At 63.5% G+C, this 13504-nt stretch carries 16 protein-coding genes; 1 reads left to right on the forward strand and 15 read right to left on the reverse strand.

Annotated elements, in window-relative coordinates; genetic code table 11:
* Positions 1-113: 113 nt before the first annotated feature.
* The 12 genes from tilS to ruvC all read right to left on the reverse strand — a co-directional run bounded on the left by tilS (position 114) and on the right by ruvC (position 10042).
* Positions 114-1364, reverse strand: coding sequence for a tRNA lysidine(34) synthetase TilS (gene tilS / locus K3758_RS13365; protein WP_259945785.1), 1251 nt, complete (start codon positions 1362-1364; stop codon positions 114-116).
* A 6-nt stretch (positions 1365-1370) separates the two neighbouring features.
* Positions 1371-2231: a tol-pal system protein YbgF gene (gene ybgF / locus K3758_RS13370; RefSeq protein WP_259950100.1), complete on the reverse strand. Its 861-nt coding sequence runs from the start codon at positions 2229-2231 to the stop codon at positions 1371-1373.
* 73 nt (positions 2232-2304) lie between these two features.
* Positions 2305-2835, reverse strand: coding sequence for a peptidoglycan-associated lipoprotein Pal (gene pal, locus K3758_RS13375; RefSeq protein ID WP_067624244.1), 531 nt, complete (start codon positions 2833-2835; stop codon positions 2305-2307).
* Between the two features lie 100 nt (positions 2836-2935).
* Positions 2936-4282, reverse strand: coding sequence for a Tol-Pal system beta propeller repeat protein TolB (gene tolB, locus K3758_RS13380; protein WP_259945788.1), 1347 nt, complete (start codon positions 4280-4282; stop codon positions 2936-2938).
* Between the two features lies 1 nt (position 4283).
* A complete protein-coding gene (locus K3758_RS13385; protein ID WP_259945790.1) occupies positions 4284-5450 on the reverse strand; it encodes an energy transducer TonB in 1167 nt (388 codons plus the stop codon).
* A 3-nt stretch (positions 5451-5453) separates the two neighbouring features.
* Positions 5454-5927 (reverse strand): protein TolR, encoded by a 474-nt coding sequence (tolR, locus tag K3758_RS13390; RefSeq protein WP_067626442.1) that lies wholly within the window; start codon positions 5925-5927, stop codon positions 5454-5456.
* 3 nt (positions 5928-5930) lie between these two features.
* Positions 5931-6626, reverse strand: a complete 696-nt coding sequence (gene tolQ / locus K3758_RS13395; protein WP_120351653.1) for a protein TolQ — start codon at positions 6624-6626, stop codon at positions 5931-5933.
* A gap of 119 nt (positions 6627-6745) precedes the next feature.
* Positions 6746-7144 (reverse strand): acyl-CoA thioesterase, encoded by a 399-nt coding sequence (locus K3758_RS13400; protein WP_259945794.1) that lies wholly within the window; start codon positions 7142-7144, stop codon positions 6746-6748.
* A complete protein-coding gene (locus tag K3758_RS13405) occupies positions 7141-7764 on the reverse strand; it encodes a hypothetical protein (RefSeq protein ID WP_259950101.1) in 624 nt (207 codons plus the stop codon). Before K3758_RS13405 ends, K3758_RS13400 begins: the two co-directional genes overlap by 4 nt.
* Positions 7765-7795: 31 nt before the next feature.
* Positions 7796-8815 (reverse strand): Holliday junction branch migration DNA helicase RuvB, encoded by a 1020-nt coding sequence (gene ruvB, locus K3758_RS13410; RefSeq protein ID WP_093926916.1) that lies wholly within the window; start codon positions 8813-8815, stop codon positions 7796-7798.
* Between the two features lie 46 nt (positions 8816-8861).
* Positions 8862-9539 carry a Holliday junction branch migration protein RuvA gene (gene ruvA / locus K3758_RS13415; RefSeq protein ID WP_067626450.1) on the reverse strand — a complete coding sequence of 226 codons (678 nt, stop codon included), beginning with the start codon at positions 9537-9539 and terminating at the stop codon, positions 8862-8864.
* A complete protein-coding gene (gene ruvC, locus K3758_RS13420) occupies positions 9536-10042 on the reverse strand; it encodes a crossover junction endodeoxyribonuclease RuvC (protein ID WP_067916382.1) in 507 nt (168 codons plus the stop codon). The genes ruvA and ruvC overlap by 4 nt, the downstream gene beginning before the upstream one ends.
* A gap of 353 nt (positions 10043-10395) precedes the next feature.
* On the opposite strand from ruvC, the gene K3758_RS13425 reads away from it, so the two are divergent.
* Positions 10396-10614, forward strand: coding sequence for a DUF1127 domain-containing protein (locus tag K3758_RS13425; protein WP_120352269.1), 219 nt, complete (start codon positions 10396-10398; stop codon positions 10612-10614).
* A 97-nt stretch (positions 10615-10711) separates the two neighbouring features.
* Here the strand turns inward: K3758_RS13425 and K3758_RS13430 are convergent, their stop codons facing one another.
* From K3758_RS13430 to K3758_RS13440, 3 genes are all read right to left on the reverse strand, one after another.
* Positions 10712-10993, reverse strand: coding sequence for a hypothetical protein (locus K3758_RS13430; protein ID WP_259945804.1), 282 nt, complete (start codon positions 10991-10993; stop codon positions 10712-10714).
* 173 nt (positions 10994-11166) lie between these two features.
* Positions 11167-12039, reverse strand: a complete 873-nt coding sequence (locus K3758_RS13435) for a 50S ribosomal protein L11 methyltransferase (RefSeq protein ID WP_259945806.1) — start codon at positions 12037-12039, stop codon at positions 11167-11169.
* Positions 12040-12121: 82 nt separating this feature from the next.
* Positions 12122-13354, reverse strand: a complete 1233-nt coding sequence (locus K3758_RS13440; protein ID WP_259945808.1) for an MFS transporter — start codon at positions 13352-13354, stop codon at positions 12122-12124.
* Positions 13355-13504 lie beyond the last annotated feature (150 nt).

The raw sequence follows: 13504 nt of genomic DNA on the forward strand, positions 1-13504 counted from the left end.
CCTAAATTCACATGGCCGCGGGCAAGTCCCGCGACCCAAGGGGCGCCCGTCCGGGCAACCACCACACTAAGATAGACATGATGCGCTCATGTTCAATGCGATAATGGCGCGGTTTAATTGCATTCCGCGCCGCTTTCGCGCTGGACATGCCATTTCTCGTCCAGCCCGGCAAGGGGCGCTGCAAGCAGGCGCGCGCCCTGCCAGATCGCCGGGGTCGACAGCAGCATAGCACGGGGCCGCCCGAGGCTGCGCCAATCGGGGCATTGGGCGAGGCCCTCTGCCCCCAAGGCCCGCAATTCAGCGCCTTTCGGCAGCCCCTCTGGGAGCGTCGCATGCCAGCGCCGGTCCCAAAGCTGATCCGCAGGCACCCGCAGGTCGCGCACCGCGTTATATTCCCGAAAGACCCAGATTTCACCGCGCCGAAGCAGCGCCTGACAGCCCCCCAGCGTGGCCGCCTGCCCCTCCGCCAACCCCGCGATCAGGGCCGCCACGGGGCCGCGGCGCGGGGGGTAGGTGCCGCCGTTGACCTGCCCAAGCGCATGAATCATCAAACGGCGGCGGATCTCTTCGGGCGCGGCAAAAAAGCCCTCGGCCTGCATCACCTGTGCGCCCGCCTCCATGCGCAGAATATCGCCTGCCGTTCTGTCGGTCTGGCTTTTCAGCGCCTCCCGGGCGGTGGCCATGTTGCGCGCCACCTCGGCCAAGGCCTCTACGTCGATGCCAAGCGGCGCGAGGGCGGCAAGACTTTGACGGGTTTGGATGCGGGCGAAACGCGGGTCATCGTTGCTGGGGTCGTCGACCCACTCGAGGTCCGCGCGCCTCAGATGCCCTCGCAATGCCTCACGTCGGGCAAAAAGCAGCGGGCGCAGCCATGTGATGCCGTGCCGCTTGCTGCGCGGCGCCATGGCCGACAGGCCGTCCACCCCCGACCGGCGGGCCAATCGCATCAGCACCGTTTCGGCCTGATCGTCCGCCGTATGCCCAAGGGCCACGCAGGGCAGCCCGCGCCGCTCCGCCCAATCGGCCATCAGCCGATACCGCGCCTCACGCGCCGCGTTTTGCAGGTTGCCTTGCCCGTCCCACCCCCGCCAGCGCAGTGTTTCATGAGACAAGCCCAGAGCGCTGGCATGGCGCGCAACGAAGGCGGCCTCTCCGGCGGCTTCGGGGCGCAGACCATGGTCGACAGTCACGGTTTCAAAATGTGTGCCCGCCGCCGCCGAAAGCCCATGCAACAGCGACAGCAGAGCCATGGAATCGCCCCCGCCCGAGACTGCAACGCCAAGGCGGGGGGGCAGCGCACCGCCCAGCCCCGCCAAGAGCCCTTTGGCCAGCGCTGCATCAGCCGTCGCGGCAGGCGCAGTCATCAGCGGTTAGGAACAACCCAGCGTCTGGCGCTGCGCTTCGGCTTGGCTCACCTGCGGGGCGCCCGGGAAACGCACGGCAACCTCCGCAAGGGTCACGCAGGCCTCTTGTGTTTGCTCCAACACGCCAAGCGCGCGGCCCAATTCAAACAGCGACTGCGGTGCCACCGGCCCTTCGGGATCGGTGCTGAAGGCCGCGAGATAGGCACGGGCCGCTTCGCGGTTGTCGCCCAAACCGGTCAGCGCTTCGCCGCGGCGCATCTCGGCTTCGGCGGCTAGCGGACCACCGGGATAGGTCTGACTGAAGGTCGCAAAGAGATCGGCGGCGCTGCGAAAGTCACCGTTTGCGAGCGCCCCCTGCGCCCGCTCGAAATCGGTCTTCTCGCTGACCGCCAGCTCTGCTTCGTTGATGGGGGTGATGATGCCGTTTGAGGGCGCCGCGCCACCGCTGCCGGGGGTCATCTCGACCACCTCGCGGTCGGCCTCGGGGGCGGGTGCCACGACGGTGGGGGCCTCCCCTCCACCGAGAGTCGACGTCTCTCCGAGCGCGCCCAGATCGCCTCCTTCAAGCTCAACCAGACGGTATTCCAGATCCCCGATCCGGTTGGTGCCATCGGCCACGATCCGGTTGATCCGGTTCTCCATTTCTTCGGTTTTCGACGTCAGGCGCTGCAATTCGCTTTCCATGGTGCCGACACGCTCAAGCACAGAGCTGCCGCCCGTTTCAACCGAGCCACCGCCCGTGGTCGAAAGTTCGCGGCGCAGCTTTTGCACCTCGACGCTCAGCACGGTCAACTGCTGGCGGATGTCCGCCAGCGTCTGATCGTTGTCCTGCGCCATAAGCGCGGCGGGGGCGGTCATCAGCCCCATCACCGCCACGAAGATATATCGCTTCAGCACATCGGCCTCCTTGGATTGGTCATTGCTTGGGCTGTCGCCGCGATCAGCTGGTCAGTGCGCCACCGGCCAGAACGGTCACGGCGCGGCGGTTTTTGGCATAGCAGGCCTCTTCCGAGCAGATCTCGATCGGGCGCTCTTTGCCGTAGCTGATGGTCTTGAGGCGCGATGCCGCAACACCGCGGGAAATCATATACTCGCGCACCGCATTGGCACGACGACCGCCAAGCGCGATGTTGTATTCACGGGTGCCCTGCTCATCCGCGTGACCTTCGATCACGGCTTGATAATCCGTATTGGTCTGCAGCCAAGCCACCTGCCCGTCGAGCGTGGCACGGCCTTGGTCGGTCAGCGTGGATTGGTCCACGAGGAACAGCACCCGGTCGCCGACAGCCTGCTGGAAATAGGCGGTGGAGGTGGGGTCGTTCGCGCTGCCCGGCACCACGCCGGCGTTGACCCCTGCGCCTGCATTGGCCCCGGCCCCGCCCATGCCATCGGCACCAAAACGGTCGGGGTTTGTACAGGCCGACACGGCCAATGCGGAAATCAAAAGCGTGCTGGTCAAAATGCGTTTCATGGGGGTCTGCCTTCTCTGTGGTGGCGTTGTTGTTGCTGGTGTTAACACAGGCGCGGGATCATTGGAATTGCCCGCGCCCGTATGGGAGGTCTGGAAAACGTTACTGCTGCAGCGGTGACCAAGAGGGGTCAGAGCCGCCTTCGGGCGTGCGCACCGGCTTGAGGTTGCGCCCCGAAATATCGACCGAATAGAGCGAGGACGACCCGCCTGCCCCTTGGGTTTCGCGGGCGAACATGATCACCCGGCCATTGGGCGCCCAAGTCGGACCTTCATCAAGGAAAGAGGCCGTCAGCAGGCGCTCTTCGGAGCCATCAAGCCGCATCACGCCAATGTGGAAACGGCCCTTGTTCTGCTTGGTGAAAGCCACCAAATCCCCGCGCGGCGACCAAACGGGCGTGCCATAACGCCCTTCGCCAAAGGAAATCCGCGTCGCCTCTCCGCCTGTGGCGGGCATGACGTAAAGCTGCGGACTGCCGGAACGGTCGCTCTCAAAGACGATTTTGCTGCCATCGGGAGAGAAGCTGGGTGCCGTCTCGATCGCGGGGGTATTGGTCAGGCGCACCGATTGGCCGCTGTTGATATCCATCGAGAAGATGTCGGTATTGCCGCCTTGGCTCAGCGAATAGACAACCGTCTGACCGCTGGGCGAGAAGCGCGGCGCAAAGGCCATGGAGCCTTCGGCGCTTTGCAGCGCGCGGCGTTGGACGGTGCCGATATCCAGCACATAGATGCGCGGGAAACCGCTCTCATAGCTGGTGTAAAGCACCCGGTCGCCGCTGGGAGAGAATCGCGGGGCAAGCACGATGGAGCCGGAATCGGTCAGGTACTTCAGGTTGGCCCCGTCGTAGTCCATTACCGCCAAACGCTTCTGGCGGTCGTCCTTCGGCCCGGTTTCGGAAACAAAGACAACACGGCTGTCGAAATAGCCGCCCTCGCCGGTGATCCGGCTGTAAACCGCATCGGCCACCTTATGCGCCATGCGGCGCCAGCCATCGACGGTGCCGCTGAATTGCAGACCGCCCTGCCCGCTGCTGTCGAGCAATTCCTCGCCCGAGAAGACATCGTAGACGCGGAACTTCACATTCACGCTGTTGCCGGTGACATTGACCGCCCCGGTGATCAGCGCCTGCGCGTTGATCGCTTTCCAGTCGGCGTATTCCACCGGCGCGTTAAAGTCGCTGACGGTCGAGATATAGGCGCTGGCCGGGATCTCACGGAAAAGGCCTGTGCCGGTCAGGTCTTCTGAGACGACGCGCGCCAGATCGACGGCCAGTTGCCCGGCCTCACCGCTTTCAGGCTGAAAGCTGGGCACGGCAAAGGGCAAAGGCTCAATCGTCGGGTCGTCGATCACGATGCGCAGCGGTTGGGCCTGCGACGCATTGGGGGCCAGGGTGAACGTGGCCGCCGTGGCGCAGAGCGCCAGTAGTCCCAGAAGTCTAGTCAGCATGTTATCGGCTCCTCGTTGGGTCGAATGTCATCTCGATGTCTTGCCATTGGCTGTATTTTTCCTGCGGCAGTTTGTAACCGCTGCTGCCGCAACGAATGACCGCGCGTTTCGCGGCTTCAAAGGCCTGACGTGCGGCGGTGTCGCTGCCACCGCTGGAACTCAGCAGGCGGATCGAACTGGCCACGGGCGTGCCGTCGGTGTTCATCTGCATGCCGACCACGACCGTGGTACGCGCCGCTTCGGTCGACAGCGCGCCGATGTTCCAGCAGGCCGAGACCGCAACGCGCAGAGACTCGCGCTCGCCCGATGACAGCGGCGGGCCGCTTGGCACGGGCGCGGTTGTTTCTGGCTGGCCCAAGACTTCGCTCAGCGCATCCGCGATGGCATCCTCGGTCGAGCTGGAGGTCGTGGGTTCCTCAACGGGCTCCGGGGTTGGCTCAGGTTCGGGCGTCGGGGCGGGCGCTGGCGTCTCGGCGGGTTCTTCCGGTGCCTCGGCCACCTCGACAGGGGGCGGCGGTGTCGGGCGTCGGCCGGGCGGACGCGCAGAAGCCGCCGGCGCTTTGTCGGCTTCGGTGACGATCTCGGTTGTGCTGTCCTCAGGCGTGCGGGCCTCTTGCGGCTCTTCCACGACGGTTTCCGCCTCGGCTTCGGCATCTGGTGCTACGGCGGGCTGCTCGTCCAGATCGGGGCGCAGTTCCGGGTCGGGTTGCTCTACCGGTTCGGGCGCCACGCGGGGCGCTTCGCGCGGGCGGGCTTCGGGCGCGATTTCGGGCACTAGCACAGCGGTATCGCCCACCGGCTCGTTCATTTCGGGCGGCGTGTCATCCACTTGGGTCTGCGGTGGCAGTTCCAGCTCCGTCACCTCGGGGGGGAGGTCTTCGGGCGGGGTTTCGGTCTGCACCGGTTCTGGCTGTTCGATCTGCGTGTCCGGCTCCGCCGTCACCTCGGGGGTCTGTTCGCTTACCTCAGGCGGGGCAGGCTGGGCCACTTCGGTGGCCGAGGCGGGCGGCTGCTGGGCCGCGACCAGCGCGTCATATTCGGCGGCCGAGATCACCGAGACCTCGGTCATCTCAACGGGCTCAGGCTCGGAGGTGAAGATGCTTCCAAACAACAGCCAGCCGATAAGACCCAGATGCCCGGCACCTGATATGTAATGCCCGGTATGCACCGCTCAGCCACCCGACGTGTCGCTGCCGTCCAACGCCGGGCCACCGATGTCGGTCACCAGACCGATGTTGGAAAAGCCGCCTGCGTTGAGCGCGCCCATGACTTCCATGACCTGCGCATAAGACACTTTGCCATCCGCGCGCAAAAACACCCGGTCGCTGGCCCGTTCAGAGGCAATCGCCCGCAGCTTGGTAATCAGTTGGTCGCGGGGCGTGTCGGTAGTTTGGATTTGCACGGCCCCCTCGGCGGTGAGCGTAACGGTCAGCGGCTCTTCCTGCTCGGATGGCAGGGCCGTGGCGGCGGTCTTGGGCAATTCCACCGGCACGCCCACGGTCAGCAGCGGGGCCGCGACCATGAAGATGATCAAGAGCACCAGCATCACATCGACGAAAGGCGTGACGTTGATCTCGGCCATCGGTTGCGCGCGCCCGCGACGCCGCCCCTTGCCGCCTTGCTTTTTCATGACACCTGCGCCCATGGCTTAGCTGTCCAACTGGCGGCTGAGGATGGTGGCGAATTCGTCCGAGAAAGCCTCGTAATTGCCAAGGATGCGGTCACTGTCGGCGCTCAGCTTATTATAAAACACAACCGCCGGGATCGCGGCGAGGAGGCCGATGCCGGTCGCTAAAAGCGCCTCGGCAATACCCGGCGCCACGACTGCGAGGTTGGTGTTCTGCTGGGCCGCGATCTCGATAAAGGAATTCATGATGCCGAATACCGTCCCGAAAAGGCCCACGAAAGGCGCGGTGGAGCCCACGGTCGCCAGCACCGGCAGCCCCTTTTGCAGACGCTCCGCCTCTTTGGCGATGGCCACGTCCATAGAGCGGTCGATCCGGGCAGTGGCACCGGGGATCAGCGCGCCATCTTCACGGTGCGAACGGCGCCATTCGGACATGCCAGCGGCGAAGATCTTTTCCGAGGGTCCATCCGGGTCAGCGCCGATGGTGTCAAAGAGCCCGTCGAGCGGCTCGCCCGACCAGAACGCCTGATCGAACTGCGCGGCCTCGGCACGGGCTTTGCGGTACTGGATGGTCTTTTGAACGATGATCGACCAAGACCAGAAAGAGGCCCCGATCAGCATGATCATTACAAGTTTGACCGTGACTGTCGCCTTCGCGAACAGACCCCACAGGGAAAAATCCATCCCCTGTGCCAATGCCAGCGTCTCTGCTTCCATTTAACTATGCTCTTTTACTGCCGCCCCTTCGGGGCATTCTGCCTCTCGGGCCGTATTTTTCTGGCCTCAATTTGGAGCAAAGCTAACGGACTGCAACCGAGATTGCCAGAATTATGGTATCAGGCCGCAGGATCGCCGTCCGACAGGCGGAGTTTCGCTGGCAAACGGGTGGGTTTACCCGCTGTGGTCATGCAAACGGCGGTAACTTTGGCGCGAAAGATGACCTTGCCATCGCGCAGCACGTCTTGGTCGAACACCCACCGGACCGGCCCTTCGGCCTGATGGGTGGTCCGCACCTCCAACCGGTCGCCAAAGCGTGCAGCACCCAGATAATCCGCCTCTACTCGCGTCACGACAAAGACCAGCCCCTCATCGCGCATGGCGCGTTGATCAAGGCCAATCTGTTCAACGATATCCGAGCGCGCCCGTTCGATATAGCGCAGGTAGTTGGCGTAATAGACCACGCCCGCCATGTCGGTGTCTTCGTAGAAGATGCGGACCGGAAAGCTATGGCTCATGACGGGACCTGCACCCGCGCGGCAAGGCGCAGCGCATGGCTGGGATCGTTAGCGGCGGGTGGCATCACCGGGTCATAGGCCGCGCGGATCACGTCGGCCACTTCGGGGCGCAGCACCAGCGCCTCATCGGCCAGCGCCAGCGGCGATTGCTCGGCAAAGGCGTCTTCGGACCACAGCAGGATGACCTGCACCGCTTGGCTCAGCGCCAAGACCTGCGCCGACATATCGCGCAAGCTGTCGTCCATGCGCAGGAAGACAAAGGCCGCCTTGATCGCGCCGTTTTCTTCAAAGCGGAAGAAACGGTACTGATTGGCCCCTGCCGCCTGCAAGCGTTCGACCTGCCCTGCGAGATCCGGCACCAGCCCGTCCATCCCCGGCACGTCCAGAAGCTCCGCCCAATCGGCGAAGAAGAACATCATCAGATTGCTGCCCAGTTCGGGATCGGTCTCGACCATGTCGTGACCGGCGAGTTTGGCGACAGCCTCAAGCGCGCCTTTCACCACCGGCAGCGCCGCGTCCTCGACCCCAAAGACCACCGGCGCGATGGGGCGGCCCCAGCGGGCAAAGGCGAACTGCCCATCGCGGCGAGTGAAAAGGGTCTCGATTTGCTCTGCGGTCATTGTCATCAGTCTTACCTTCGCTCCGGGGGCGTCAGCCGAAAAGGTCGCTCTGCCCTTTGGGCGCGGCCATGCCGAGATGGGTCCAAGCCTTGGCCGCCAACATTCTGCCGCGCGGGGTACGCTGGATCAGCCCTTGCTGCAACAGGAACGGCTCGATCACCTCCTCCAGCGCATCGCGGCTTTCTGACAGCGCGGCGGAGAGGGTTTCGATCCCCACCGGGCCGCCCTGATAATTCTCTGCGATCAGTTTGAGGTAGCGGCGGTCAGCGCCATCGAGGCCCAGATGATCGACCCCAAGCCGCGTCAGAGCCATGTCGGCCAAATCGCGGGTCACGCGGCCATCGCCCTCAACCACCGCGAAATCCACCACCCGGCGCAGCAAGCGGCCCGCGATGCGCGGCGTGCCGCGGGCGCGTTTGGCGATCTCGCGGGCACCGCCTTCGTCTGCAGGCGCACCCAGCTTGCGGGCGTTGCGATCTACGATGATGTAGAGCTCGTCTTCGGTGTAGAATTGCAGCCTGGTCGGGATACCAAAACGGTCGCGCAAAGGCGTGGTCAGCAGGCCCATGCGGGTGGTGGCCCCGACCAGCGTGAAGGGCTGCAACTCAATCCGCACGGTCCGCGCGGCTGGCCCTTCGCCGATCACCAGATCAAGCTCGAAATCCTCCAGCGCCGGATACAGCACCTCTTCCACTGCGGGGTTCAGCCGGTGGATTTCGTCGATAAACAACACGTCGCGGGCTTCGAGGTTGGTCAGGATCGCCGCCAGATCGCCCGCCTTGGCCAACACCGGGCCAGAGGTCATGCGAAAGCCCACGCCCAACTCCCGCGCCATGATCTGCGCCAGTGTGGTTTTGCCAAGGCCCGGAGGCCCGTGGAATAGCGTGTGATCCATCGCCTCGCCACGCTGTCGCGCGGATTGGATGAAGACGGCAAGGTTCGCGCGCGCCTCTGCCTGCCCGACAAATTCCGCCAGCATCTGTGGCCGCAAAGCGCGGTCAAAGTCTTCGGGCATCGGCTCGGGCCGCACGGTGGGGTCAATGTCGGTCATAGGGCCTCGTTATGGCGCAGGGCGGAGGGTTCTGCCAGAGGGGGCGTCACCCCTTGGGCGCCAACAGCTTGAGCGCCGCGCGGATCAGCGTCGGCGTGTCCGCCTCCGGCATCTCGCCCGCCGCCTGCGCCACGGCGCCCGCCGCATCACCGGGGCCGTAGCCAAGGTTGCCAAGCGCCGAAAGCGCCTCGGACTGGGCCGAAGCATTGGGCGCGGCGGCTTTCGGCGCGGGGCGTGGGGTCGCGGCTTCGATGACGGTCTCATCGGCGGCGGCCTGCGCCTCTCCCAGAGCGTCGGCCACGGTGCCGGTCATCGCCATCACACCGGGGGCCTTGTCCTTGAGATCAAGCACCACGCGCTGTGCGATTTTGGGGCCAATGCCCTTGGCGGCCTTTACCGCGTTCCAATCGCCAAGCGCGATTGCGCGGCTCACGCCATCCGGGCCGAGCGTTCCGAGGATTGCCAGCGACGCCTTTGCCCCGACCCCCTGAACCGAGGTCAGCAACCGGTGCCATTCCTTTTCCACCAGCGTTTGAAAGCCAAAGAGTTGCATCAGGTCTTCGCGCACCACCAGATCGGTATAAAGCGCCACGACTTCGCCCACACCGGGCAGCGCGGCCATGGTCCGGTCAGAGACATAGACGAGGTACCCCACGCCGCGCACGTCGATCAGCACATGGTCGGCGGCACGGTAGTCAATGCGGCCCGAGAGTTTGCCGATCATGCGCTCGCCCTCGCCACCGCTTGCGCGAGGGTGCTGGCCCCGCCGTGATGCGCGTGACAGATCGCGATGGCCAGCGCATCGGCGGCATCCGGGCCTGCAATCTCGATCCCCGGCATCTGCATCTTCACCATATGCGCCACCTGTCCCTTATCCGCGTGGCCCACGCCGACCACGGTTTTCTTGACCTTGTTGGGGGCATATTCGCCCACCGTCAAACCAAACTGCGCGGGCACTAACATCGCAATGCCCCGCGCCTGACCCAGCTTCAGCGTCCCGGCACCGTCTTTGTTCACGAACGTCTGTTCAACCGCTGCCGCCTGTGGCTGCCACATGGTCAGCACGCGCGTCAGCTGCCCGTGCAAGGACAAAAGCCGCGCGCCAAGGTCGTCGCCTTCGGAATGACAGATGCCATTGGCCACATGGGCGATTCGGCTGCCCGAGACGTCGATCACGCCCCAGCCCAGATTGCGCAGCCCCGGATCTATGCCGATCACCCGTATCATCTCTGCCCTCGATAAAATTGTTGCTTTTTTGGTGCACTAGCACGAAACGCGAACATCGCAAAGCCCTGATGCGCGGCGGGCGCTTTGCGACACGCATCCTGTCGCTTTTGAACCGCGGTGTCGGATTGCGCCTCTCCATGCCGCAAAACCGACATCCGGAAGCCGGAAATTTTCCCGTAAAGATAGTGAGTTAGCGGTCATTTCGACCTATGCAAAAAACGCAAGCCTCACTGTCGTTTTTGAGGGATTGCGGGGGGCGCTTTTCAGGCATAATTGCCAAAAATCACGTTTTGCAGAGCGCGCTTTCCTCGCCCCCTGCAGACACAACCGACGATCAAACAAAGGACGGCCCCATGGCAGCTTTCGACACCACCCGCACCGCTTACGGCTCCACCCCGGCCGTCACACGTATCCTTGGCTTTTTCGGCGCGTTCTTCGCGGCGGTCGAAGATTGGCAAGACAGCCGCGCCACCCGCAAGGCGCTGTCGGACCTGACCGACCTTGAATTGCAGGACATCGGCTTGATCAGGGGTGACATCGACCTCGTCGCACAGAACCACTTCGTGCGCTAAGCCTGCGCCCTGCCCGCATCGAAACCTACCCAAACGAAAAGCCGCAGCGGAAGGCATCCGCTGCGGCTTTTTCATGTCAAAAGTCAGTGGCTTAAGATCACCGCATGATCGGGCCGGTCAGCCCGGCTACTGTCTTGGTCAGCGGGTCGATGGCCATCATCTTGGCGCCGATCTGCTCTAGGTTTGAACCATTGGCCAGCCGCGACAGGCGTTCGTTATAGGTTACCGGGCCGATCGCGGCGAGGGTGAAGGCTTTGAAGCCGAAAAATACCAGAACGATTAGGAAAAACCCCATCATCGGGAAACCCCGACGGGCACGTTTCGGCAAGACGGAGATCAACCCGTCGCGCCCGACGCGGGTGACATATCCCCGTTCCATCTTCCGATGCTTGCGCCCCAGAAGTTCGATCCGTCTCGCGAATTGAGCATGTCCTTCAGCCATCACAGCCTCCGTAGCAATCCGGCCCCCACCGCTTGCTGCCAATTTGAATAAAGGCAAATTGTGGCAACAAAGCGGCAAAAGGGTCAAATGCAACGAAAATGAGGCGCGAATTATGCGTTAGTTTGCAACGTTAGTGTCGTCCAGTCACCAATGCTGTCACGGTGCACCAGATTGATGCCAGATCGTGCATAAACCTCGATTACCTCGTCGGCCTGCTCGTTCAGAAGACCCGAGAGAATCGCATAGCCCGCCGGCTGCAGCGCCCCGGCCATATCAGGGGCCAAGGCGACCAGCGGCCCTTTGAGGATATTGGCAAAGACCAGATCAAAGGGGGCAGCTTCGGCCAATTGGGGATGATCAAAGCCTGCGGCCTCGACACAGGCCACACGGCCCGACAGGTTGTTGGCATCGACATTGGCCTGCGCCACTTCGACCGCGACCTCATCGATGTCACTGGCCAATACCGGCTCGGGCCAGATGCGCGCGGCGGCCATGGCCAGCACGGCGGTGCCGCAGCCGATGTCGACCACGTTCTTGCCGTGAAACCCCTCGCCCGCCAGACGGTCCAGCGCGCGCAGGCAGCCCAGTGTCGTGCCGTGGTGCCCGGTGCCAAAGGCCATGGCGGCCTCGATCAACAGCGGCTCACAGTCTTCGGGCACCTTGTCGGCGTCATGGCTGCCGTAGACGAAAAAGCGGCCTGCCTCGACGGGGGCCAATTCGCGGCGCACATGGGCGACCCAGTCGGTTTCGGGCAGTTCAGAGACGGTGAAATCCTTCGCGCCCATCGCCTTGGCCAGCACCGCCAGCGCAGCTGTGTCGGGTGCTTCTTCGAAATAGCCGCCGACTTCCCACAGGCCCGAGCCGTCTTCGACCTCGAACACGCCAACGCCGGTGGGCTCGGGGATCAGCCGCTCCATCGCCTCGCCCAAGGCATAGGCGGGGTCGCGGCCCGTGAGGGTAGTGAGGGCGGTGAAAGTGGGCATGGCGCGGTCCTTTGCTGCGGTGCGGTTGTGCTTCGCCTAGGGCCGCGCGCGTGTCGGGTCAAGCCATGCTGGGTTTCGCGGCCTATTCGGCAGCCTGCGGCACAGCAGTTTGAAAGATCGTCTCATGCCCCGGTGCCGGGTGGCGAGGGATCAACAGTGACAGCATCAGCGACACTGCCGCCATCCCTGCGGCAAGGAAGAACACCGCCGCAGGCGAGACAAGCCAAAGCAGGCCGAGCCCGACCGGCAGGAATACCGCCGCGATATGATTGATGGTAAAGGCCACCGCCGCCGTGGGTGCGATATCCGCGGGATCTGCGATCTTTTGGAAATAGGTCTTTAGCGCCAGTGCGAGGGCAAAGAACATGTGATCCAGCACATAGAGCGTTGCCGCAATCACCACGCCCCAGCCAAGGTAATAGACGCCGCCATAGGCAAGGAAGACGATGATCAGCCCGACATATTCAACGGTCAACGTCCGGCGTTCGCCGAAATGACCCACCGCGCGGCCCATCAGCGGGGCGAACAGCATATTGGCGATGAGGTTGATGAGGTAGAGCATAGTGATCTCATGCACGTCAAAACCGAAGCGTTCGACCATCATGAAGCCTGCGAAGACCACGAAAATCTGCCGCCGCGCGCCTGACATGAATTGCAGCGCGTAATAGAGCCAGTAGCGTTTGCGCAGGATCATCTTTTTGTTCTGCACCGTGGGCGCTTCGAACTGTGGATAGGCCAGCATGGCGATGATGGCCACGGCAACGGTGACGCCGCCGCCGATCATGTAAACGATGCTGTAGCTGAGGTTCAGCGTCTCCCACAGCGCCATGATCGCCAGATAGGCCACCAGCGTCGCCAGCGATCCAGCCGCCATAAGCCAGCCGATCATGCGCGGGGCGTCTTCGATTTTCAGCCATTGAAGTTGCAGCGATTGATTCACCGTCTCGTAGTAATGGAACCCGATCGAGCTGAGCATGGTGATTGTCAGGATACCGCCCATTGAGGGGAAATAAGCGGTGATGGCCGTCGCCGCGCCGAGCAGCGCGAGCGAGATCAGCCCCAGCACCTGTTCGCGGACAAAGAGCAAGATCGCGATTACCCCGATGGCCAGAAAGCCGGGAATTTCGCGCACCGTGTGCAGCAGACCGATGTCGGACCCGTCGAAGTCGGCCACCTCGATGACGAAGTTATTCAGCAGCGCCGACCATGTGTTGAAGGCGATGGGCATGGCCAGCGCCATGAGGAACAGCAGAGCCACGGGGCGGCGCCAGAACGGCAGGCGCTTGGCTTCTTCGAGGGTGATGAAACGGGTCATGCGGATTTATTACGCCGGGGTTTTGGGAATGGCGAGAGAAAAGGCAAACGCTGAGCCGGGCAGTGCCAGACCGGGGGCTGGCGCATCTAATTTCTCAGCTGGGCATTTTATGGCTGCAACGCATGTGGCACATACGCAAGCCGCCACTCC

The organism is Sulfitobacter sp. W002 (genome assembly GCF_025142135.1).
In the GTDB taxonomy this organism is placed as follows: Bacteria; Pseudomonadota; Alphaproteobacteria; order Rhodobacterales; family Rhodobacteraceae; genus Sulfitobacter; species Sulfitobacter profundi.

Excerpts from the sequence above, each read along its gene's own strand:
- tilS (WP_259945785.1), bottom strand. The coding sequence starts at position 1,364 with ATGACTGCGCCTGCCGCGACGGCTGATGCAGCGCTGGCCAAAGGGCTC.
- ybgF (WP_259950100.1), bottom strand. The coding sequence starts at position 2,231 with ATGGGGCTGATGACCGCCCCCGCCGCGCTTATGGCGCAGGACAACGAT.
- pal (WP_067624244.1), bottom strand. The coding sequence starts at position 2,835 with ATGAAACGCATTTTGACCAGCACGCTTTTGATTTCCGCATTGGCCGTG.
- tolB (WP_259945788.1), bottom strand. The coding sequence starts at position 4,282 with ATGCTGACTAGACTTCTGGGACTACTGGCGCTCTGCGCCACGGCGGCC.
- tolR (WP_067626442.1), bottom strand. The coding sequence starts at position 5,927 with ATGGGCGCAGGTGTCATGAAAAAGCAAGGCGGCAAGGGGCGGCGTCGC.
- tolQ (WP_120351653.1), bottom strand. The coding sequence starts at position 6,626 with ATGGAAGCAGAGACGCTGGCATTGGCACAGGGGATGGATTTTTCCCTG.
- K3758_RS13400 (WP_259945794.1), bottom strand. The coding sequence starts at position 7,144 with ATGAGCCATAGCTTTCCGGTCCGCATCTTCTACGAAGACACCGACATG.
- K3758_RS13405 (WP_259950101.1), bottom strand. The coding sequence starts at position 7,764 with ATGACCGCAGAGCAAATCGAGACCCTTTTCACTCGCCGCGATGGGCAG.
- ruvB (WP_093926916.1), bottom strand. The coding sequence starts at position 8,815 with ATGACCGACATTGACCCCACCGTGCGGCCCGAGCCGATGCCCGAAGAC.
- ruvA (WP_067626450.1), bottom strand. The coding sequence starts at position 9,539 with ATGATCGGCAAACTCTCGGGCCGCATTGACTACCGTGCCGCCGACCAT.
- ruvC (WP_067916382.1), bottom strand. The coding sequence starts at position 10,042 with ATGATACGGGTGATCGGCATAGATCCGGGGCTGCGCAATCTGGGCTGG.
- K3758_RS13425 (WP_120352269.1), top strand. The coding sequence starts at position 10,396 with ATGGCAGCTTTCGACACCACCCGCACCGCTTACGGCTCCACCCCGGCC.
- K3758_RS13430 (WP_259945804.1), bottom strand. The coding sequence starts at position 10,993 with ATGGAACGGGGATATGTCACCCGCGTCGGGCGCGACGGGTTGATCTCC.
- K3758_RS13435 (WP_259945806.1), bottom strand. The coding sequence starts at position 12,039 with ATGCCCACTTTCACCGCCCTCACTACCCTCACGGGCCGCGACCCCGCC.
- K3758_RS13440 (WP_259945808.1), bottom strand. The coding sequence starts at position 13,354 with ATGACCCGTTTCATCACCCTCGAAGAAGCCAAGCGCCTGCCGTTCTGG.